The organism is Bacillus sp. FSL R5-0709 (assembly GCF_038004785.1).
Classification (GTDB): Bacteria; Bacillota; Bacilli; order Bacillales; family Bacillaceae_G; genus Bacillus_A; species Bacillus_A mycoides.
In genome coordinates this window covers 4,824,548-4,846,778 of record NZ_JBBORT010000001.1, presented here as the reverse complement: position 1 = coordinate 4,846,778, position 22,231 = coordinate 4,824,548, and the positions used below count along the sequence as shown (strand labels likewise).

24 protein-coding genes, 1 pseudogene and 1 riboswitch are annotated in these 22,231 nt (G+C 34.1%); of the genes and pseudogenes, 16 read left to right on the top strand and 9 right to left on the bottom strand.

Features of this window, described 5'->3' with window-relative positions; translation table 11 throughout:
* Positions 1-554 precede the first annotated feature (554 nt).
* The 6 genes from MKX37_RS25050 (at position 555) to alo (ending at position 7,583) form a co-directional block, all read left to right on the top strand.
* Positions 555-1,232 (top strand): response regulator transcription factor, encoded by a 678-nt coding sequence (locus MKX37_RS25050; RefSeq protein ID WP_003192297.1) that lies wholly within the window; start codon positions 555-557, stop codon positions 1,230-1,232.
* Positions 1,233-1,616: 384 nt separating this feature from the next.
* Entirely contained in the window at positions 1,617-2,630 is a 1,014-nt protein-coding gene (locus MKX37_RS25045) for a siderophore ABC transporter substrate-binding protein (protein WP_002129874.1), read from the top strand.
* A gap of 19 nt (positions 2,631-2,649) precedes the next feature.
* Entirely contained in the window at positions 2,650-3,666 is a 1,017-nt protein-coding gene (locus tag MKX37_RS25040) for an ABC transporter permease (protein WP_002129872.1), read from the top strand.
* A complete protein-coding gene (locus MKX37_RS25035; RefSeq protein ID WP_002129871.1) occupies positions 3,663-4,727 on the top strand; it encodes an iron chelate uptake ABC transporter family permease subunit in 1,065 nt (354 codons plus the stop codon). Before MKX37_RS25040 ends, MKX37_RS25035 begins: the two co-directional genes overlap by 4 nt.
* Positions 4,724-5,476: an iron ABC transporter ATP-binding protein gene (locus MKX37_RS25030; protein ID WP_002120667.1), complete on the top strand. Its 753-nt coding sequence runs from the start codon at positions 4,724-4,726 to the stop codon at positions 5,474-5,476. Before MKX37_RS25035 ends, MKX37_RS25030 begins: the two co-directional genes overlap by 4 nt.
* 568 nt (positions 5,477-6,044) lie before the next feature.
* Positions 6,045-7,583 carry an anthrolysin O/cereolysin O family cholesterol-dependent cytolysin Alo gene (gene alo / locus MKX37_RS25025; protein ID WP_002016038.1) on the top strand — a complete coding sequence of 513 codons (1,539 nt, stop codon included), beginning with the start codon at positions 6,045-6,047 and terminating at the stop codon, positions 7,581-7,583.
* A 51-nt stretch (positions 7,584-7,634) separates the two neighbouring features.
* Here the strand turns inward: alo and MKX37_RS25020 are convergent, their stop codons facing one another.
* The 3 genes from MKX37_RS25020 to MKX37_RS25010 all read right to left on the bottom strand — a co-directional run bounded on the left by MKX37_RS25020 (position 7,635) and on the right by MKX37_RS25010 (position 10,105).
* Positions 7,635-8,915 carry a purine/pyrimidine permease gene (locus MKX37_RS25020; protein ID WP_078422081.1) on the bottom strand — a complete coding sequence of 427 codons (1,281 nt, stop codon included), beginning with the start codon at positions 8,913-8,915 and terminating at the stop codon, positions 7,635-7,637.
* Positions 8,916-9,042: 127 nt separating this feature from the next.
* A complete protein-coding gene (gene cynS / locus MKX37_RS25015; RefSeq protein WP_001081567.1) occupies positions 9,043-9,492 on the bottom strand; it encodes a cyanase in 450 nt (149 codons plus the stop codon).
* A gap of 31 nt (positions 9,493-9,523) precedes the next feature.
* A complete protein-coding gene (locus tag MKX37_RS25010) occupies positions 9,524-10,105 on the bottom strand; it encodes a beta-class carbonic anhydrase (RefSeq protein WP_002129867.1) in 582 nt (193 codons plus the stop codon).
* Positions 10,106-10,272: 167 nt separating this feature from the next.
* On the opposite strand from MKX37_RS25010, the gene MKX37_RS25005 reads away from it, so the two are divergent.
* A complete protein-coding gene (locus MKX37_RS25005) occupies positions 10,273-10,704 on the top strand; it encodes an Lrp/AsnC family transcriptional regulator (RefSeq protein ID WP_002016035.1) in 432 nt (143 codons plus the stop codon).
* Between the two features lie 269 nt (positions 10,705-10,973).
* Here the strand turns inward: MKX37_RS25005 and MKX37_RS25000 are convergent, their stop codons facing one another.
* A complete protein-coding gene (locus MKX37_RS25000) occupies positions 10,974-11,939 on the bottom strand; it encodes a DUF4822 domain-containing protein (RefSeq protein ID WP_078422082.1) in 966 nt (321 codons plus the stop codon).
* A gap of 429 nt (positions 11,940-12,368) precedes the next feature.
* On the opposite strand from MKX37_RS25000, the gene MKX37_RS24995 reads away from it, so the two are divergent.
* On the top strand, positions 12,369-12,803 hold the full coding sequence (locus MKX37_RS24995) for an Lrp/AsnC family transcriptional regulator (protein WP_002099310.1): 435 nt from the start codon (positions 12,369-12,371) through the stop codon (positions 12,801-12,803).
* A gap of 40 nt (positions 12,804-12,843) precedes the next feature.
* On the opposite strand, the gene MKX37_RS24990 is transcribed toward MKX37_RS24995, so the two are convergent.
* The 3 genes and pseudogenes from MKX37_RS24990 to MKX37_RS24980 form a co-directional block, all read right to left on the bottom strand.
* On the bottom strand, positions 12,844-13,401 hold the full coding sequence (locus tag MKX37_RS24990; protein ID WP_033713130.1) for a cysteine hydrolase family protein: 558 nt from the start codon (positions 13,399-13,401) through the stop codon (positions 12,844-12,846).
* 434 nt (positions 13,402-13,835) lie between these two features.
* Positions 13,836-14,075 (bottom strand): DUF896 domain-containing protein, encoded by a 240-nt coding sequence (locus MKX37_RS24985; protein WP_078422106.1) that lies wholly within the window; start codon positions 14,073-14,075, stop codon positions 13,836-13,838.
* 134 nt (positions 14,076-14,209) lie between these two features.
* Positions 14,210-14,396 (bottom strand): annotated as a pseudogene (locus MKX37_RS24980) (nitroreductase family protein); the annotation flags it as partial.
* Between the two features lie 116 nt (positions 14,397-14,512).
* Between MKX37_RS24980 and psiE the strand changes: the two are divergent.
* From psiE to MKX37_RS24960, 4 genes are all read left to right on the top strand, one after another.
* Positions 14,513-14,917, top strand: a complete 405-nt coding sequence (psiE, locus tag MKX37_RS24975; RefSeq protein WP_002129862.1) for a phosphate-starvation-inducible protein PsiE — start codon at positions 14,513-14,515, stop codon at positions 14,915-14,917.
* A 137-nt stretch (positions 14,918-15,054) separates the two neighbouring features.
* Positions 15,055-15,576, top strand: coding sequence for a spermidine N1-acetyltransferase (speG, locus tag MKX37_RS24970; protein ID WP_002112781.1), 522 nt, complete (start codon positions 15,055-15,057; stop codon positions 15,574-15,576).
* 140 nt (positions 15,577-15,716) lie between these two features.
* Positions 15,717-15,926 carry a DUF3955 domain-containing protein gene (locus MKX37_RS24965; RefSeq protein ID WP_002129860.1) on the top strand — a complete coding sequence of 70 codons (210 nt, stop codon included), beginning with the start codon at positions 15,717-15,719 and terminating at the stop codon, positions 15,924-15,926.
* Between the two features lie 257 nt (positions 15,927-16,183).
* The gene (locus MKX37_RS24960) at positions 16,184-16,363 is read left to right on the top strand and encodes a DUF3947 family protein (RefSeq protein WP_080019790.1); all 180 of its coding nucleotides are present in this window, start codon (positions 16,184-16,186) and stop codon (positions 16,361-16,363) included.
* A gap of 195 nt (positions 16,364-16,558) precedes the next feature.
* On the opposite strand, the gene crcB (MKX37_RS24955) is transcribed toward MKX37_RS24960, so the two are convergent.
* Positions 16,559-16,915, bottom strand: a complete 357-nt coding sequence (crcB, locus tag MKX37_RS24955; protein WP_002167412.1) for a fluoride efflux transporter CrcB — start codon at positions 16,913-16,915, stop codon at positions 16,559-16,561.
* Positions 16,912-17,316 (bottom strand): fluoride efflux transporter CrcB, encoded by a 405-nt coding sequence (crcB, locus tag MKX37_RS24950; RefSeq protein WP_002143706.1) that lies wholly within the window; start codon positions 17,314-17,316, stop codon positions 16,912-16,914. Before crcB (MKX37_RS24950) ends, crcB (MKX37_RS24955) begins: the two co-directional genes overlap by 4 nt.
* Before the next feature lie 54 nt (positions 17,317-17,370).
* A riboswitch (Fluoride riboswitch) is annotated at positions 17,371-17,430 on the bottom strand.
* Positions 17,431-17,650: 220 nt separating this feature from the next.
* On the opposite strand from crcB (MKX37_RS24950), the gene MKX37_RS24945 reads away from it, so the two are divergent.
* The 4 genes from MKX37_RS24945 to murB all read left to right on the top strand — a co-directional run bounded on the left by MKX37_RS24945 (position 17,651) and on the right by murB (position 22,158).
* A complete protein-coding gene (locus MKX37_RS24945) occupies positions 17,651-18,709 on the top strand; it encodes an endonuclease/exonuclease/phosphatase family protein (RefSeq protein ID WP_002167413.1) in 1,059 nt (352 codons plus the stop codon).
* 34 nt (positions 18,710-18,743) lie between these two features.
* Entirely contained in the window at positions 18,744-20,246 is a 1,503-nt protein-coding gene (locus tag MKX37_RS24940; protein WP_002143703.1) for a DUF4077 domain-containing protein, read from the top strand.
* Between the two features lie 211 nt (positions 20,247-20,457).
* Entirely contained in the window at positions 20,458-20,853 is a 396-nt protein-coding gene (locus tag MKX37_RS24935) for an SET domain-containing protein (protein ID WP_000573650.1), read from the top strand.
* A gap of 387 nt (positions 20,854-21,240) precedes the next feature.
* Complete coding sequence (murB, locus tag MKX37_RS24930; protein WP_002016019.1) at positions 21,241-22,158, top strand: UDP-N-acetylmuramate dehydrogenase; 918 nt, start codon at positions 21,241-21,243, stop codon at positions 22,156-22,158.
* Positions 22,159-22,231 lie beyond the last annotated feature (73 nt).

The window sequence follows — 22,231 nt, the reverse complement described above, 5'->3', positions numbered from 1 at the left end:
GGCAAAGATATGCTTCCTTTAGCGGCAACTTTATGGGTAAAGTCACAAAAAGAACCATAACTTTGCCAGGTTGGCGAGGTTATGGTTCTAAAATTAGAATGTATTTAATTCTTCGGTTCTTTCAATTCCATTCTCCATGCATCTTGTGTGTGTTATCCCCTAACGATCACAATTTTATCTAAAATAAACAATAACAAAATCACTTCTACACAAGTATTTATAAGTAGAAAAATAGAAAGAATACCGTTTTTTCATTTTGTGGTTTTATAAAATGCTTAAGTTGAGGACGGTACCCTTGAAACAGAAACTGAGGGAATAGTTATTGATAATAAGCAGCTAGATAATATAGTTGCTCTTAATGATTAAATAATATGTATTTAAATCTTCATATATTTTGTGTTTTTATCCATATCTATTGTAAGATTATATAGAGTTCTCCTAATAAGCTGTTATAATGGCTTTTTTTAGGGATTTAATATTTATAAATCTTAAATTATTTTTTGGAGATAACTTTTTATCCAACTAAGTTATATTGAAGTAGAGGTGAACCATCGGTGAAGCAGGTGTTAGTAATTAAGAATGAACGGTCTTTTGCAAAGAAAATAGTAAGCGGTCTAACGCAAGAGGGCTATTTCATTTTAAAACTTCACAATGAAAACCAAGGTTTAAATATAGTATATGAACAAGATTGGGATATTATCATATTGGATTGGGATTCATTAAGTATATCGGGACCAGAAATTTGCAGACAAATACGACTTGTTAAAACGACACCGATAATTATTGTGACCGACAATATTTCTAGCAAGGATTGTATAGCAGGGCTACAAGCAGGAGCAGATGATTATATTAGAAAACCATTTGTGAAAGAAGAATTAGTAGCGAGGGTTCAAGCTATTTTAAGGAGAAGTGACTGTATCCAGCAAAATGAGACAAACTTTTTTCAGTTTAAAGATCTCTTTGTTGATGCATCTAGCAATATTGTGAAAAAAGGTGGTAAAAATCTCACGCTTACTAAGCGCGAGTACGATTTACTTGTATTTTTAATCAAGAATAAAAACACAATATTGAGCCGTGAAATGCTTTTGAACCAGGTTTGGGGATATAACGTAGTAGTCAATCCCAATGTAGTGGATTTATATATTGGGTATGTAAGAAAAAAATTAAAGTGCGAGAAGAGAGATAGATATATTCAAACGATACATGGCAGGGGCTATTCAATGGTTGAATGATAAAAATAAGATAATAAAATAGTTTCTGTGAAATATTAAAAGACGGAAACTATAAAAAGAAGATTGCTATCAGATAGTGGAATATGAAAAAATTAGCTATTAATGGGCCCTTTTTTGCAGTAGAAATCATGGTTTATAAGGTGCTAATCTATCAGTTAGTACGTGTGGGGGATGGATCTGGTGGAGACTGTATCTAATTTGTTTTTAATTTTGTTAACTCACACCATTCACAAGATTTTCACAGAATTAATGACTATACTTATTTACAGGATGTTCAAATGAAAATGATTATCAATAGCAATTTAGATGCATAAAAGTTACTATCTAATTTAATCTATGGACTTTATCATTTTCGAACTAAATTACATAATAAGGAGTATACGTATGAAAAAAACTATGCTTTTAAAATTAGTAAGTATTCTAGCAATTTTCACTTTAATGTTAGTAGCTTGCTCAGATTCAAGTAAGGAAACTTCGAAAGCTAATAAAGGTGATAGTAGTGATAAGCCAAAAACGGTTGAAATCACTGATGCACATGGAACTGTTAAAGTCCCTGTAAATCCAAAAAATGTAGTTGCTTTAGATAATAGAACTTTTGAAACTTTAGCTGATTGGGGAATTAAATTAGCGGCTGCTCCAAAGGATGTAATGCCTGCAGATTCAGCATATGTAAAGGATAGTAAAGTTCAAAATATTGGAAATCACCGCGAACCAAATCTTGAAATTATTGCAGCGGCAAACCCTGAACTTGTAATCGTTGGTCAAAGATTTGCTGGCCATTACGAAGAAATCAAAAAATTAGTACCAAATGCAGCTGTTATTGATCTTAATGTTGATGTTTCTGAGAAATCTACTACGCCTGGGAAAAATTTAGTAGATGGACTTAAAAGTTCTACAATTACTTTAGGAAAAATCTTTGATAAAGATAAAGAAGCTAAACAATTAGTAGCTGATTTTGATAAATCTATTGAAACTGCAAAATCTGCTTATAATGGAAAAGATAAAGTTATGAGTGTTATCGTTACTGGTGGGAATATTGGTTTTGCTGCTCCTCACTCTGGTCGTGTTTGGGGACCAATGTATGAAATTTTCGGTTGGGTTCCAGCACTAGAAGTTTCAAATTCTACTGCAGGTCATAAAGGTGATGACGTTTCTGTTGAAGCTATTGCACAAACAAATCCTGATTGGCTTTTCGTATTAGATCGTGATGCTGCAACATCTGATGCTGCTACTTCAGCTCCTGCTAAAGATGTTATTTCTAAATCACCTGCTCTTCAAAACACAACTGCTGTTTCTAAAAAACAGGTTGTTTATGCACCAGAAGATACTTACACAAATGAATCAATTCAGACTTACATAGAGTTATTTGGTAATATTGCAAAAACTTTAGCTAAGTAGTGTAAAGGAGTACGAAACAGTGTCAAAAAATATAATTTCTAGGGTTGAGAATACTTCTCAACCCCAGTTTTATAATCACAATAAATTATGGACAAAACCTTTTATAATAGCGATTATAGTTGTTATAATTTTAGGGATTATATCACTGTTTACTGGAGTTTATGATATACGCGGACAAGAGGACGGAATGGAGATGTTTTTCATAACTCGTGTTCCGAGAACAGTTGCATTAATGCTTACTGGTGCTGCAATGGCGATGGCAGGACTCGTAATGCAACTCATTACACAGAATCGTTTTGTTGAACCTACTACAACGGGGACTATTGAATGGTCAGGCTTAGGCCTGCTTTTTGTATATTTATTATTTCCTGCCCCGACTTTAGTTCAAAGAATGACTGGTGCAATCATTTTTTCTTTTATAGGAACTATGATTTTCTTTTTATTTTTAAGAAGAGTTAAACTTCGTTCGTCTTTAATTGTCCCGATTATTGGATTGATGCTTGGAGCAGTTATTTCTGCAGTGTCTACTTTTTTGGGACTCCTTTTTCAAATGACGCAAAGTATTGAAACTTGGTTTGTAGGTTCATTTGCTAACGTTCAGGTTGGAAGATATGAATATTTATGGCTGATTGTTATCATTACTTTGCTTATTTTTATGTATGCTAATAGATTGACTTTAGCTGGACTAGGAGAAGATGTCGCAACAAGCCTTGGAGTTAATTACAATAGAATTGTTCTTTTTGGGACTGGCCTTATCTCTGTTGCAGTTGGAATTGTTGCAGCTGTTATTGGACACTTACCTTTCTTGGGATTAATTGTTCCAAATATTGTTTCAATGTTTAGAGGTGATGATCTTAGGAGTAATTTACCTTGGGTGTGCGTGATCGGAATGGGGACAATAACTGCCTGTGACATCATTTCTCGAACAATTATAAAGCCTTTTGAAGTACCTGTTTCTTTAATACTTGCAACAGTGGGAGCAGTCGTGTTTATTACTATTTTATTGAGGCAAAGAAAACCAAGGAGGCTACGATGATCACATTAGAATATAAAAATAAAGAAAATGTCGAAATCGATTCTAGCCTTCATAATGAAAATAGATCAGCTAGTGCTTTTCGTTCTAAGAAGGAAGCAAGACGTTATTGGATTTTGCTGATAACATTGATTGCTTTAGGTCTTCTTTCTTCATATGGACTTTTAGTTTATAACAATCCAGTTCCGATAGATTCACCTTCTTTTATCCCAGTTGTTAAGAGAAGGATAGTAGCTATTGTTGCAATGATTATTGCTGCAGTTTGCCATAGCTTGTCGACAGTTGCTTTCCAATCTATTACGAATAATAAGATTATTACTCCTTCGCTTTTAGGTTTCGAATCACTTTATTCAGCAATTCAAACGAGTACAATATTCTTCTTTGGTGCTAGTGCATTGATAAATTTTAATGGAATTGGATCATTTTTATTTCAAGTCGTTGTTATGGTCTTTATGAGTTTGATACTTTATGGATGGTTACTTTCCGGTAAATACGGGAATTTACAACTTATGCTTTTAGTTGGAATTATTATTGGTACCGGGCTAAATTCTGTGTCAACTTTCATGAGGAAACTACTTGCGCCTTCAGAATTTGATATTTTACAAGCGAGATTATTTGGTTCTGTTAATCATGCAGATCCTGCATATTTTCCTATTGTAATTCCTATGATCATAATTGTAGCAGTATTAATTTTTGCACATTCTAAGAATTTGAATGTTTTGTCACTAGGAAAGGATGTTGCTACTTCTTTTGGAGTTAAATATCAACCTAGTGTAATTTATACGCTTGTATTAGTTGCTATTTTGATGTCCATTTCAACAGCTCTAATTGGGCCACTTACTTTCTACGGCTTTTTAGTAGCAACTTTGAGTTATCAGGCGGCGTCAACGTATGATCATAGATATATTTTTCCAATGGCTTTTGCAATAGGATTTTTAATAATGACGAGTGCATACTTTTTAATGTATCATGTATTCCATGCTCAAGGTGTAGTTTCAGTTATTATCGAATTATTTGGTGGAATAACATTCTTAACTATAGTTTTAAGGAAGAGGGCTTTATGATAAAAATTGATAATGTTAAAAAGTTCTATACTGATAAGGTAAAAATAGGACCTTTGGATATTGAAATACCAAAAGCGGGCTTTACTTCTTTAATTGGACCAAATGGAGCTGGAAAGTCAACGACACTTTTGATGATTGGCAGACTTTTAGATATGGATGAAGGCCAAATTCAGGTAGCAAATATGGATGTTTCTGAATCCAAATCAAAAGACCTAGCAAAAGTTTTGACTATATTGCGACAAGAAAATCATTTTGTAACTAGGCTTACTGTTAGACAATTAGTTGGATTTGGGCGCTTTCCTTATTCAAAGGGAAGATTAACTAAAGAGGATGAAGCTATTATTTCTAAATATATCGATTTTTTAGATTTAACTAATTTAGAGAATAGATATTTAGATGAGCTTTCTGGTGGTCAAAGACAAAGGGCATATGTAGCGATGGTATTGTGCCAAGAGACTGAATATGTACTTTTGGACGAGCCTCTGAATAACCTTGATGTTGCTCGTTCTGTTCAAATGATGGAGCATTTGAGACGTGCGGCTAATGAATTTGGAAGAACAATTTTGACTGTTATGCATGACATAAATTTTGCGGCTAAATATTCTGATAAAATTTGTGCTATGAAAGATGGACAAATAGCTGCTTTTGGAACAGTAGAAGAGGTTATGGACCCAAAAATTTTGACAGATATTTTTGAAACAAAAATAGAAATTATCAATGGTCCTTATGGGCCAATAGCTGTTTATTAGTTACAAAATGTAAAAAATGAGTATGTCAAAAAAATACTGTAGCTTGTGTAAATCATGCCAGCTACTCTAGTTGAAGTTGCTGTCTGTATTTTATAGGCAGCAGTTTTTTTTAATGCGGTTGCCCATGATAACTCTTAATATTTCTGGCTGCTCGTAACAGTCCTGTATGTATTTCATTACTTCCGGTCCTGCGATGCTTCCAACAATAAACTTGTAAATTACTCATGAAATGCAAAGAACGCTTCGTATTTTCAAGTATTTACCAAACGTAAAATTTATCTCTGTATAACTTTTTATAAGAATTCAGCTTGTTTTTTTTGTATGTAATATTGCATATAAGAGTGTATTGATAAAAGTGTAAGGGGTCACTATAATGAGGGCATAAAGATAAATCACATTTTCGTAGCAATAAAAAAGGAGGAAATAATATGGAAATCGCAATGGCAGTTTTGAAATTTGTAGGTGGCGTAATCCCGTTAATTCAAGAACTTTTGAAAGCATTTATGTAGGTTTATTAGTTAGCTATCATTTATCAATCATTATCATATCTTACTAAAAAAAGAACGGGGTGATTTTTCTGAATATTAAGAAAAACACTAAAAGAAGAAAGTTCCTTGCGTGTTTATTAGTTAGTCTATGCACTATTAATTATTCATCTATTTCCTTCGCAGAAACACAAGCAGGTAATACAACTGATGTAACCAAAAATGCTAGTGGCATTGATACTGGTATAGCAAATCTTAAATATAATAATCAAGAGGTTTTAGCTGTAAATGGTGATAAGGTAGAGAGTTTTGTTCCGAAAGAAAGTATCAATTCAAATGGTAAATTTGTAGTAGTGGAACGCGAGAAAAAATCACTTACAACTTCACCAGTCGATATTTCGATTATTGATTCTGTGGTGAATCGTACGTATCCAGGAGCGGTACAACTTGCAAATAAAGCTTTTGCAGACAATCAACCGAGTTTATTAGTGGCTAAGAGAAAGCCTTTGAATATTAGTATAGACTTGCCTGGCATGAGAAAAGAAAATACAATTACTGTCCAAAATCCGACATATGGTAATGTGGCTGGAGCAGTAGATGATTTAGTATCTACTTGGAATGAAAAGTATTCTAAAACACATACGTTACCTGCAAGAATGCAGTATACAGAATCTATGGTTTATAGTAAATCACAAATCGCAAGTGCCCTTAACGTTAACGCTAAATATCTTGATAACAGTCTAAACATTGATTTTAATGCGGTTGCAAATGGAGAGAAAAAAGTGATGGTAGCGGCATATAAGCAAATATTTTATACCGTAAGTGCTGAACTACCTAACAATCCATCCGATCTTTTTGATAATAGTGTTACTTTTGGTGAGTTAACTCGTAAAGGTGTAAGTAATTCGGCTCCACCTGTTATGGTCTCAAATGTAGCTTATGGTAGAACTGTTTATGTAAAATTAGAAACAACATCTAAGAGCAAAGATGTACAAGCTGCTTTTAAAGCCTTACTTAAGAATAACAGCGTCGAAACGAATGGACAGTACAAAGATATTTTTGAAGAAAGTACCTTTACTGCTGTAGTATTAGGCGGAGATGCGAAAGAGCATAACAAGGTTGTTACTAAAGATTTCAATGAAATCCGAAATATCATTAAAGATAATGCTGAATTAAGTCTTAAAAATCCAGCATACCCAATTTCATATACAAGTACTTTTTTAAAAGATAATGCAACTGCTGCTGTTCATAACAATACAGATTATATCGAGACGACAACTACAGAATATTCAAGTGCTAAAATGACACTGGATCATTACGGTGCTTACGTTGCGCAATTTGATGTATCTTGGGATGAATTCACATTTGATCAAAATGGTAAAGAAGTACTAACACATAAAACATGGGATGGTAGCGGCAAAGACAAAACGGCTCATTACTCTACAGTTATCCCTCTTCCACCAAATTCAAAAAATATAAAAATCGTAGCAAGAGAATGTACTGGTCTTGCATGGGAATGGTGGAGAACAATTATTAATGAACAAAATGTTCCATTAACAAATGAAATAAAAGTTTCAATTGGAGGAACAACATTATACCCAACTGCTAGTATTAGTCATTAGGTATAAAAAGGCGCCCTGTAAGCAGGGCGCTTTTTTACTTAGTCACAAATTTTACTCTTTCCAAAACTGTTCCAATAGAATGACAAGCATGGTACCCACAAGTAATCCATTACTTAAAACATATTGTAAGGAAGAAGGAATTCCGCTAAATGCACTTTCTGTAAGAAACATTATTCCCAAACTGATTAATAATGAAATTCCTAATATTGTTAATCGGCGTTGATTTAATTCTTCACGTAAAATGGATTGAAATGAAATGCCTATTACTTGGACAAATGTTGCTAAAAGTGCGGCATTAGCAATAGGACCTGGTAGTAAGGATATAAAGTTTACAATTGAAGGAATAAAAGAAATTCCTGCTAATATAAGACTTGCTATAAGGAACGACTTCACTTTTCTTTGTCCTGTTAGTTGAATAAATCCTGCTGATGCAGGTAATGGTACAATTCCAATTGTAGAAAACAACGACGAGATAATATGCGATATACCTCCGGCCCACACGCCGCGGTTCAGTATTTGCTTTTCATTTTCTTTAGATAACGGAGCCACTTGTTTTACAGCCGAAATAGCAGCGATTGTATTTGCAACTAAAAGAAATGTAAATAAAGTTGCAGTTAGAGCCATTCCAATATCGAACCTAGGCATGCCCCAAGCGAATATCTCTGGTAACTTAACTAACGGTGTGTGTGAAGGCAGATGAGATGATTTTCCTAATACAGCATACAAAAGCCAACCACATGAAATTCCAAGTAACACAGCGTAACTTTTCATCCATCCTTTCCCTTTAATTGATAAGAAAGTAATAAGCGCAAAAACAAAGAGCGCAATAGTAGCCGTTGTATAATCAGGATGAGTTACAGCTCCTTGTAATCCCATCATTCCTTTTAGTAACACACCACTAAGCTGAAGAGATAATATTAAAAGAAAAGTTCCTGTAACTAAAGGGGTAAATAAACGCAAGGTTCGATGTACAAGCCCTGTTATACCAAGCGTGAAGAGTAATATACCTGCAATAATTAATCCGCCTTCTAAAAGTTGTAATACATCCTTTGCACTTTGTCCCTGATGCATAGCGACTTGTCCCAATATGACAAATATACTTACCCATGAACCGGCTGGCCCATCCGCTATGGGATAGTGATGCCCAAACCATGCTTGTATAAATGAACTTACTCCTACAACTAAAAAAGTTCGTTGCATTAATGTTGAGATATCTTCTATTGATAAATGGAATATGCCACCAATAATGATAGGCAATGCAATTGCATTTGCTAATAAAAACACAAACCACTGTAGAATACTAAAGCTCGTATCGACGTATTTTTTATTCATATTATTCTCCCTTGTATAAAAAGAATCTCATAGTAAAAATCCATCCTTTCTATACAGCTAGATTAAAAAGGATGGATTTTATAAATCTATAAAATCACTTTAATTATATAGATAGATTTTTAATTAATTACCATGTACGGAACGGTAAGAATTTCCCGTTAAGTGTAATCACGATACGAGGGTCGCCACCTTTTGGATCTTCTTGTGTGTCCACACCTAGATTGAAGTTAATTGCACTCATTACACCTTCGCCAGCTTTTTCTAGAATTAATTCTCTAAGAGTCGGTGCGTATTGTAACATCATTTCATATAATCGATATAAGATTGGGTCAGTAGGAGGCATTTGCATTACTTGACCTCTAAGTGGAACTACTGTTAATGCTTGAACTACTTCTTCATCTAATTCTAATAGTTTACCGATTTTTTCTGCTTCTGGACGTGTCATTGTAGCTTGTCCTAATAACGCTGTTACAACCCAAGTCTCAGAGTTTTCACTTACTTTTGAAATTTCTTCCCATGTTAAACCTTTTGCAATTTTTGCTTCCATAATTTTTTGTGTAGCTTCTTGTCTATTCATATCTAATAACTTCCCTTCATTTAAGTAATAATTAATTTTTCATACCATTTAATGCTTTATATCCATCAACTATTAAGTCTAATTTACCTGTGTGAGGATCAATAACTAAACCATGTACAGGAACATCTTTTGGAATAAGTGGATGATTTCTTACTAAATCAACATTAGCCTGAGTTGAACCGTTGACATCATCGAATCCAAATAACCATTTTTCAAGGTCAACACCAGCATATTCAATCGCTGATAAAATTTCTGGTGAAGCTACTCCACGATCTAATATTTTTTGAAGTGTTCCTTTTGGATTAGTTTGGCTCGCACCACATCTTTGGTGTCCGATAAGGAAGATTTCATCTGCATTTAGATCATATACTGATGCGACAACACTTTGCATAACACTATCGAAAGCAGAAGCAATTTTACCACCTGCATTTCTGATAACTTTTGCATCACCATCGTGTATATCTAAAGCTTTTGGAAGTAGCTCAATTAAACGAGCGTCCATGCAAGAAACAACAACCATACGTTTTTTAGGCAGTTTTGTCGCTTCACGAGGAGCGTATTCTTTATTTTCTACAAATTGTTCATTGAACGATAAAATCTCTTGTAATAACATATTTGTAACCTCCTTTAAATCTAGATGTATTTTTTTGTTGCGTCCTCTGTGTTATAAGTAAATATAACTGATAAACAATGTGATGTAAGAGGATAAACTAAGTATAGTGAATTGTATCGACAAGCAGAATAAGTTGGCGAAACACTTTCTGGCTTTCTACTTTCACGATGAAAGGATTGGTTTATATCATTGATCAAACAGATTTTGAGATACTGAAATTATTAGGAGAAAACTCAAGAATACAATGGAAAGAACTTGGTCAAAAAATACATATGACGGGGCAGGCTGTAGGAAATCGAATTCGAAGATTAGAGGATTTAGGGATTATTGAACAATATACAATCGCAATAAACCGAATCAAATTAGGACAAGTAGTGACTGCATTTGTTACTTTATTCGTAACAACAGCTAATCATCAAGAGTTTATGAATTTCTTTCAAAAAGAAGAAGGGATTTCTGAAGTAGACCGTATAAGTGGTGAGGGATGTTATTTATTAAAAACACATTTTGCTTCTAATGAAGAATTGGATAACTTTCTGGGGCGACTATTAAAGTATGGGAATTATCGTGTTAACTTATCAATAGGAAAGTTAAAATAAGATTTCTTTTTTTGAGGTTATAGTAACATTATTTGCTAAACCTTATTTGTATAGAGATAATAAAATTTTTATCTTAAATAGTCGGAGCCTTACTACAATTTATGTGTAGTAAGGCTTTTTAAAGCTGTTAAAAAAATGAGAGATATTATATTCAACAATCGTGCTGAATTGTTGAGGGGGATATAAGACAATTTTTTTCAAGGGAATCATAAATGATTTTTCTTTAAAAAAATCCTGCAGCTCAGTACAGGATTTGTAATCAAACGTTTTTAAAAGCTAAATTGTGGTTTTATATCACCTTTATAAGGCTCATGTTCAACGAATATAGTTATGTCTTTACCCGCTTGGTCTTTACCAGTTCTTTTATACGTAAATTTCTTATTATTCAGTTCAGTAAGTTCAAGAGCCGCACCATATTTATTATTTCCAATTGAAACATGAGCTCTTATTTTATTTTCATGTACAACATCGAAGTAGCCATAATCACTGCGGCTTTGACCTGTTTCGCTATTGAAGAACTCGTATTTATTAGACTTGTCATCAAATTTTGCTAGACTTATAAAATTCGAATTAAACTGCGTTACATCATTACCGGCTTCATCTAATACCTTTGTTCCATGCCAAAGGGTTCCGCCTAAAATTTTATCTCCATCCACGTTTTTAACGATATCACCTGTAGTAGAGTTTAGCTGCTTATTCGGATCCGTGAAAGAAAGCTCTTTTTCTTTATATGGAACATGTTCAACGAAAGCTTCTACATCTTTACCGTTAGCATCTTTCCCTATTCTTTTATAGGTAAATACATTTTTATTTAGCTTTGTCATGTCAACAACAGCTTGATACTTCATTGATTCTGAAATTAATATTCTTTTCTTCCCATCATTTGTGACAAAGAAAGTTCCTTTATCGCCACGGCTTGCACCAGTCTTAGCATCAAAAAATTCATATCTTCCTGACTTCGCATCATATTTTGCAAGACCAATGAAGTTTGCATTTTCTTTCGTTAAGTCATTTTTATCTTTGTCATACACTCTTGTACCTTGCCAATTTGTCTCGCTAAGAATATTAGCCATTTTTTGCCCTTTAGTTAACTTATTTTCCTTTTTAGTATCTTTCGCAGCTTGTTCTTGTTTTTGTTTACTATGATTTTCTTCAGCTTTCGTGCCAGCGCAACCTGTTAATGCTAATGTGAATCCTAGCAGTATGGATGATAGTACTTTTGTTTTTTTATTCATTTTTATCGTCTCCTTATTGTATGATTTTAGTTAGTACGGTTTGCGATTATAGTAGCAGTTCGTCCTTTTAAATTTTTGTTATATGAAAAGATTCAGGTGGGAGCAACGAACTTAGTTACTACGTTTATCATGTTAATCCCCGAGTATAAACTCCCTCTAAATAAATCATTAAAAAAAGATAAACTAATTCCTAAAAAATTTTCATATTTATAAAAAACAATCGCTGGCTTACTGGATGGCCCTTTCGAACGCTTATCAATTTTTTTCTGATACCTACGAGTAATCGAAAAATACATAGTAAAGGAAGAAGGAAAGCTGTTAACAGTAATGTAATTCTTAATAGAGTTAATCGAGTGTATTGTAAAAGTTTTTAAGATGAATTGTAGGGGAAATGATGATCTTATAGAAGGTGATTCCTATAGGAAGGGGATGTCCATGTTTGATTCAACAGATTTTAAAATTATAAAGTTACTACAAGAAAACGCTAGAATGAACTGGAAGGAAATTGGAGAGATAGTACATTTGACTGGCCAGGCTGTTGGGAAACGAATTAATAAATTAGAAGAGGCGGGTGTCATTCAAAAATATACGATAGATATCGACAGGGCTAAGTTAGAAGGGTCTATTATGACGTTTGTTACACTATTTCTGCATGCACCACATTATCATAATCAAATTCAAACTTTTTTTGAAAAAACGGACTTAATTACTGAAATGTATCGTATAAGTGGCGATGGATGTTATATCATGATTCTTCACACATCTTCGCACCAGCAATTAGAAGAGACTCTTGCAGATGTTTTACATTATGGTGATTATCGTATAAATACTGTCATTAAGACAATCGAAAAAAAGAAAGAATAAGAGATGTATTCTTTCTTTTTTTATATGGAACTGTAATTCTTTATTTGCTCTTGTTTATAAAACAGTTTGCCGACATGATTTTCGCATAAATATCACCAAACTCTAACGAACTCATGAACGATTGATGAGCGTGTACTGCGGGGATCAGATTTCCTTGAAATTCTAAATCTCTTGTTGTACAAGCATCTTCAATTACAACACATTGAAATCCTAAATCACTGGCAGCACGTACTGTTGCATCAATACATACATGAGTCATCATACCGCAAATGACTAGTTGATCTATTTTTTCTTTCTTTAATGTTTCAAATAAATTGGTTCTTAAAAAACTGTTAGGGTGATGTTTTTGTATGACTCTTTCGTTAGCAATTGGCTGTACATCATCATGAATTTGAGCACCTACTGTTTCAGGTAAGAAGAAAGTAGCTCCTTCATTGTTCGCAATATGTTGTACGTGAATAACTGTTTTATGTTTTTCACGAAATACTTTCAAGACTTCTTTCGCTTTTTGTGCGGCTTTTTCAGGTTGATGTAATTCCATATTGCCGCCTTCAAAGTAATCATTTTGTATGTCGACTAATAGTAACGCTTCGTTCATCATTAATCCCCCCACAATTATTTATCCCGCATTAACGGGCAGTAAGACCACCACTTCAAAATTCAGCGAAAGCAAAGAAGTTAGATGGGGGATCAACTGCCCGTAAAAGCCCGATTGGTTCAACTAATAATCAGTGGGTGATGAAGAAAACCCCTACTGATTAAAGTTTCACTTTATACAGCAAGTTATTTGTACTGTACCGTTATTATATAAATTGCAACTATGTGGAAGTAATAACGTCATGAAAAGATTTTGACGTATATGGTTTCATTGTGAAAAAGCTAAAGGATGCAAAGAAAAGATGGGGACAATTTGTTTGTGGTTTTTTGATTTAGAAACAGAAAGTGGATGGGGAAGTAGATATTAACTTAATGATGCATCTAAGCAAACGTACTATTAGATGAATCATTAAGTAACAAAGGAGCTGGGTATTTTCATGCGTTGTTATCTGTGTTTAGTGATAGCTTTTGTTGCTCTTTTAATTTTTCAGGAGTCACGTCATTTCCTAAAGGATCTAATATTTTTAATCCTGTAACAGTGGTGTTGATTTGCCCGCGAATAATTTGAAGATACTCCTCGCGTAATTCTGTGCGCTCATTTAATTCTGTTTTTGTTAAACCTTCTTCTTTTTGCTTTTTAGCTAATTCATTAATTCGATTTAAAACTTCAAGGATTGTTTTCTCCGCCTTTCTTTTTTGTATTATTCGATTAGATTGTAGTTTTGCATTATGATTATGGTTGCTACCATCATAGTTTCGTTAATAGTGTTTATCGTACTTTCATTCCAAAAGTACGATAAACACGGTGATTAAAACTCGCCATTCCAAGACGTTACTTCATCTACAGTTAATCGAACTGATGGGAATCCTGGCTCTTTTGCTTTGCCTAATGCAATCATTAAGACGTCAGTTATTAAATGCTTTGCGGAATTCTTCAACGTTATAGCCAAGCATTGGGACTGTATCGTATCCTCTCGCTTTTGCAGCAAGCATAAATATCCGAATGGTGAAGTAATCGTGAAAGAGGATGATCATATATGATTTAACATTTCTGTAAGTATAATTTTGCTATAATGAATAAGTACTTACACGAAGGGGAGCTAAAAGAGAAAATGAAGTCATTTAATATCGATCATTATATAGCTAGCGTTTTACAGTGGATATTAAATATAGCATTAATCATATTATCCATTGTTTTATCGATTTTTTTAATTAACGAAACAATTACTTTTATTCAATACATATTTTCAGCGAAGAAGTATACATCTTATAAATTAGTTGAGAGTATCATCGTCTATTTCCTATACTTCGAGTTCATCGCATTAATTATTAAGTATTTTAAGTCGAATTATCATTTTCCGTTACGTTATTTTATTTATATCGGAATTACGGCGTTAATTCGTTTAATTATTGTGTCTCATGAGGAACCAATGGAGACGTTATTATATGCGGGATCCATTCTTGTTTTAGTTATTGCTTTATACATATCGAATATGAGAGATTTGAGAAAAGAGTAGTGCAGACATAAGTTTGCACTACTTTTTGTACCTTGACCTTCAAGTTACTTGAAGGTTTACAATGTAATTAGGGCGTTTGAAATCGAAAAAAATTGAGAAATTAAGTGAAGAGGTAATTTTACTTGGAGGTTATAGAAATGAGTCAGGAATTGAAATTACGTCCTTTAGAACGGGAAGACTTAAAGTTTGTACACGAACTTAATAATAACGCGCATATTATGTCGTATTGGTTTGAAGAGCCTTATGAAGCATTTGTGGAGCTGCAGGATTTATACGATAAACATATACATGATCAAAGTGAGCGCCGATTTATCGTTGAGAAAGATAATGAGATGGTGGGATTAGTCGAATTAGTAGAAATCGATTATATTCACCGTAGAACTGAATTCCAAATTATTATTGATCCGAGTTACCAAGGTTACGGTTATGCAGCTGATGCAACGCGTTTAGCGATGGATTACGCTTTTTCCGTATTAAATATGCATAAAATATATTTAGTTGTCGATAAAGAGAATGAAAAAGCTGTACACGTTTATAAAAAGGTCGGATTTATAGTAGAAGGTGAGTTGCAAGATGAGTTTTTCGTTGATGGCAACTACCATAATGCGATAAGAATGTGTATGTTCCAAAAAGAATATTTTAGAGTGAAGAGGCTATAGACAATGATTGTCTATAGTCTTTTTATTATTCAAGTCAACAATTATTTATCGTAAAACGATAAAAAATTGTTGACTTGAAATTCGTCGGGACTTATTATGAGGTTAGCAAAAGTAATTGTGAAATTAAAGGAGAATATATTATGAAAAATAAATTTTTATTAGCTATCGTACTAATATCGTTAGGAGTTACCTGTTTATTAATGCACGGTACAACTAGTAAAGTGGCGGATAATGGGCTTCTTGTAGAACCTTTCTTTTTCCTAGTACCAGTAAGCTACCTATTGTTCTTTAGTGGTATTGGTGTGTTGCTAGTTGGATTTATCACTTCAAAGTTGAAAAAACAGCAATAGATAAATGCTGTTAGTTTAGGAGTGGATTTTTGTGAAACAAAACGAATTGTCATTATGGTTAAAGTTAATTATCATTCTTTGCGGATGTTTTGGTTTATTGTTCTGCATATATATTGGGCCAGAAACGGGAAGAGCGGTATTGTTAGTTTCAGAAAATTTGAAGGGACTATATAAGCCTTTAGTACTGTTCATTTGGATCACAGGAATTCCATTTTTTAGCGCTTTATTTTTGCACTGGAAGACAAGTAGGAGCAGCGATTACAGTGGCCGGGGCACAGATGACAATTCAGGCAGTGCATCAGGCCATTCAAATGCAACAACAAGCACAAGTAGCACAAATGATGCAGAGCCAGTATATGTCGTATGCACAGCTTCCTGTGCAAAGTATACATTATGATGTGTATCCAGCTGGTTTATCCCGCATTAACGAGCAGTAAAACTCCCACCTCAAAATTCGGCAGGAGCAAAGAAGTTAGGTGGGAGATCAACTGCCCGTAAACGCCCGATTGGTGAAGGCTAATAATCAGTGGGTAAGAACAAAACCCCCACTGATTAAAGTTTCACTTTATTTTCCATTCCATATGGCGGGACATACTTCTTATGAAAGAAAGCGACTCAATAGAGTCGCTTTTTTATATTCCACCGAGCTTCATTCCAAGGAATGCGAATAGGATACCAATTATGTAAGTAGTACTTAAATATAAAAGGAATGTGTAAATTTTTTTGCGATTGAGAAGCTGAATGGACTCTAATTTAAGTGTCGAAAATGTGGTGAATGCGCCCATAAATCCAGTTCCTAATAATAATTGCCATCCTGTAGAGACTCCGTTGCCAATTATATACCCGAGTAAAAATGCTCCTGTTATATTAATAAGGAATGTAGCAATTGGAAAGGGTGTTTTATTTCTTTTTTTAAACCAATTGCTAATTGCAAATCGTGTAATCGCACCGAAAAACCCTCCAGTTGCCACTAATAAAGCTTCCATCATAAGTGATCACCTTCCGTAAGTGATTTCTTAATTAAGAAATCACCTAGTGTATAGCCAAGTCCAGACATAATGAGACCGCCAAGTATGCTACATGATACATATAAGAAAGCCGTGCTCCATTCAGAATGATTGATTAATTGCACAGTTTCTACACTAAATGTTGAAAACGTCGTAAAGGAACCGATGAATCCAGTCCCGATGCCTGTGATAACCTCTGAAGGTAAGATGTTTAGCCGGGCGATATACGTAGTTAGCCATGCTAATAAGAAGCAGCCGGCTAAGTTAATGAGTAATGTAGCTAATGGAAAAGAATGATGCCAAAATGTATGAATAGTAAGACCTAAATAATAACGAGAAAGGGCTCCTAATATACCGGCTATACCGACGATAATATAAATCAAATTCCTCACCTCTTTAAATAGCTTGCTCAAAAAAATAGACTCCTACCAGTAGTTATACTGGTAGGAGTCATTAGCTAAGCAGCGGTTATGGCGAACTCCATCGCCTATGATTATTACATATAGTGTACTAAACATTGTGTTTAATTTCCAGTGGAGAAGTTTGTGCATTTTGTATTTATATAATAGTTTAAGATAAGGAATCCTTACTTATAAACTAAATATAGTGATATAAGGTTTTCAGTGTGATAAAATATTTCGTATGTCTGTCATTTTCTTTATTTAACTGAAAATAAAGAAAAGTAAAATCGTATGTTTTAGAAAAGGAGTCGTTTGTTTGAAAAAGTTATTAAAAATAGTACTTATATGTATTTTAGTAGGTGTGGGAGTTGTAGGTGGTTTTTTAGCTTATATGACACTTACAAAAGAACAGCCGGCTGATGTTATAAGCTTGAAGGTGGAAAACAATAAGGAGCGCGTAATTGCGCATGAAAATGAATTTAAAGTTACAACATTTAATATTGGATATGCTGGACTAGATAAGGATCAAGACTTCTTTATGGATGGGGGAAAAGGGTCTGGTTCAAGTAGTAAAGAACAAACGGAAACTAACTTAAAGAATATGCTTTCGTTTTTACAAAATGAGAATAGTGATTTTGCGCTATTACAAGAAGTAGATATAAAATCAATGCGATCATTTGATGTAAATGGGCATGAATTTTTGAAAAAAGGACTGCCTGATTATACTTCTTCGTTCGGAAAGAACTATGATACAAAATGGGTTCCTGTACCAATCACAAGTCCAATGGGATATGCTGAAGCTGGATTAAGTACATTTTCTAAATATACGGTTCAAACAGCGAAGAGATTTCAGCTTCCTGGAATGGAGCCGTGGCCAAAGCGTTTATTTGATTTAGACCGAGCGATTGTTGAACATAAAATTCCTGTTAATAATGGGAAATTTGTTAGACTCGTAAATTTACATTTGTCTGCTTATGATGAAGGCGGAAAAATTAGAAAGCAGCAAGTGGAGTATTTAAAAGAATATATGAACAAGCATTATAAAAATGGTGATTATGTAATAATGGGCGGAGACTGGAATCAATTAATTTCTAACGCTCAGTTAAGTGATCCAAAGTTCGTGAAAGAGCGTCCTGAGTGGTTAGTAGAGTTACCAAAGGACTTTACTGATGGTGGCTTTAAGTGGGCTGTAGATCCGTCTGTTATGACTGTGAGAGATGATGTGAAGAAATATGTGGAAGGTGAAAATTTCGTCACGATTATTGATGGCTTTATCGTTTCACCGAATGTTGAAATTGTAAATGTACAAGGGAAAGATTTGAAGTTTGAAAATAGCGATCATAACCCAGTGAGTGCGGTATTCAAGCTGAAGTAATCGATACGTATGAGTAGAAGGTGGGGCTTCATATATGGAGTGGTTAAAGAGAACTTGTTTTTCTAACCTTGAGAAAGAATCACAGAAAAATCATTTATTGCTATTTATCACGATGTGTAGTTTCTTCCTTGGGATAATCGCGATTGGGTATTACGGATATATTTTTACAGAGAGAGCAATAGCATTTTGGATGTGTGGTATTTCTATCGTAGTATTTGGAACGCTGCTTACTTTTATAGAAAGTATGGAAGCAATGTATAAATACATCATGACATGTATGCTACTTATTATGTCTTTCATTATGGTACAAGCATTTAATGAAAGCCCAGCTGTATTTCAAATGGTCTATTTTACATTAGCGGTTTCACTTATTTATTTGAGTGAACGTCTTATTTTAATTCTTGGCGGGGTAGCAGTTGTTGTTACATTTATACTTTGTAGTTATTGGCCAAATCAATTTTTTGCGTATACAGCGTCATCTGAAGCTGCAAATTTCGCAAGCTTGTTAGCGATTGTAACGATTGCAATGTGGGGTGTAACGAAGATTGGTTCTAATCTGTTGGCTCGTTTAAGTGATGAGAAGCAAGCGGTGATGAAGAAAGCTCAGGAGTTAGAAGAAACGCAAAGGCTTATTGAGAGAACAGTTGTGAAACTAGATAGTAATTTCAATCATTTAAGACAAAATATGAATACATCGATGGAGTCAATGAGTGAAATTAACTTTGCTTTTGAAGAAGTAGCAGTGGGAACCCAATCGCAATCAGAGATGATGTCTCGTTCAGTAGAAGTATTGAATGATATGGAGGGAAATATTGAACAAATCATCTCTCAAGTAAGAAATGCTTCGATTCGTGTTGATGAAAGTTTAGAAATTTCAAAGGGTAGTGTAAGTACTTTAAGAAATTTTGAAGCTAACATGAGAAGTTTAAATGATGTTGTTTCACAATCAGGAACTATATTTAGAGAATTGATGACACAATCGAAACAAATTAATGAAATTGTAGATGTAATCACGAATATTTCAAGTCAGACGAGTTTGTTAGCTTTAAATGCAAATATTGAGGCTGCAAGGGCAGGCGAGCATGGAAAAGGTTTTGCTATTGTAGCGAATGAAGTATTAAAGCTTGCTGAAGAATCGAATCGTTCTGCGGGGAGAATTCAAGGGATTTTGAAGGAGTTTAGTAATCAAGCAAGTAAAGTAGAAGTGCAGGTAGAGAAGTCAGAAAGAGTACAAGAAGAATGTAACGAAATGTTAGCAAGTGTTTTGACGAATGTAACGGATTTAGGGAAGTTTATTGATGCGATTAATGATGTAATGAGGGAGATTGTTGGTCATCAAGAAAGTTTCCAAGCTAAAACGACGAATATCGTAAAGGACGTTACACATGCTTCTAACGTAATTCAACAAACTTCTGCAGCTACGGAAGAAGTGTTAGCGAGTGTTGAAGAAGAAAAGCATCGAAATGATACATCGGTGAAGACGTTACATACTGTTAGCGAGCAAGTGAAGTTGCTAGAAGATATTTTAGAAAAGTAATATCTCTTAAAAAGGGTACACCATGTGTGCTCTTTTTTCATTTAAATGAATACTTGATAGTAATTTAATTGCTTTTCTGCGCGTTTTCTGCCAAGCTTAAGGAGATAAACTGAGACTTTAATTAGTGGGGCTATACGCTACTGATTATTAGTTGAACCCCGCAAATAGCGGAATAAAATACTTCAAAGAAAGAATTATATAGGTGACGCATATGATCGAAGTTAAGACTTCTGAACTTAGTGATGGAGAATTTAATAGAGGGGTATTTGCAACTCGTGATATTAAAAAGGGTGAGTTGATTCACTCAGCACCAGTTATCTCTTATCCGAATGAACAGCATGAACACATTGAGAAAACGTTACTTGCTGACTACGCATTTGAGTATGGGGTAAATCATACGGCATTCCTGTTAGGATACGGCATGTTATTTAATCATGCATATAATCCGAATGCAACGTATGATATTGTCTTCGAGAATCATACGTTTAACTTCTTTGCTTACAAAGATATAAAAGCGGGAGAAGAGATTCTAATCAATTATAATGGTGAAGTTGATGACGATGAGCTATTATGGTTTGATAAGGAAAAAGAAGAGAACGAAAAATAAGTTAAAAAGTATAGAAAGGGCACATTCTGTGGGATGTGCTCTTTTTTTATTGATGAAAATAAAGTAAAGATTACAAAAAAATACCACTTTTCTTTCGTGTGGTATAGTAAGATATTGAAGGGTATTACTTTGAAAAACCTATATATTTTACAAATTGTTGTCTATATGGTTACATGTCAAGTTTAGTAGCCCATTTGGGTTGCTTTATTATGCGATATATATTTTAATATGAGTGGAACCTCTTATAATTTAAGAGGTTTATAGGTGTGCTTTATGTACACTGTATTCACCACGTTAGCTGTTGTTTTGTAATGCATTTTTATGTGGGGATATTATGGACCCGTATATAGCGGGATAAAAAGATTATAGAAATAGAGGAATCGTAAAATGAATATGCACGAGGTTTATAAATATTTAAGTACAGTATTGCCTGAAGGTCATGTGAAGCAAGATGAAATGTTAAAGAATCATACGCATATTAAAGTGGGCGGGAAAGCGGATGTGTTCGTTTCTCCTACGAATTATGATGAAATTCAAGAAGTTATAAAGTATGCGAATCAATACAATATTCCAGTTACGTTTTTAGGAAACGGCTCTAATGTTATTATTAAAGACGGTGGTCTGCGCGGGATTACAGTAAGTTTAATTCATATTACAAATGTTACTGTAACAGGGACAGCGATTGTTGCGGGGTGTGGTGCAGCAATTATTGATGTGTCACGAATTGCATTAGATCACTGTTTAACAGGACTTGAGTTTGCTTGTGGTATACCAGGTTCAGTTGGCGGAGCGTTATATATGAATGCTGGTGCATATGGCGGTGAGGTTGCATATGTGCTAACAGAAGCTGTCGTAATGACAGGTGATGGAGAGCTACGTACTTTAACGAAAGATGCATTTGAATTTGGATATCGTAAGAGTGTATTTGCGAACAATCATTACATTATTCTTGAAGCGAGGTTTGAACTTGAAGAAGGTGTGCGTGAAGAGATTAAGGAAAAGATGGATGATTTAACGTATAAGCGTGAATCAAAACAACCTTTAGAGTATCCTTCATGTGGCAGTGTATTTAAGCGTCCACCAAATAATTTTGCGGGTAAGCTTATTCAAGAATCAGGACTGCAAGGTAAGCGAATTGGCGGAGTTGAAGTTTCTTTAAAACACGCTGGATTTATGGTGAATGTTGATAACGGAACTGCACAAGATTATATCGATTTAATTCATTTCGTACAAACAACTGTTGAAGAAAAATTCGGTGTGAAATTAGAGAGAGAAGTAAGGATTATTGGAGAAGATCTACAGTAATCTTTGAATAAAAAACGTATAAAAGTATGAATTATTTCGAAATAACATTTGGTTATTGTTGACAATTTGATTT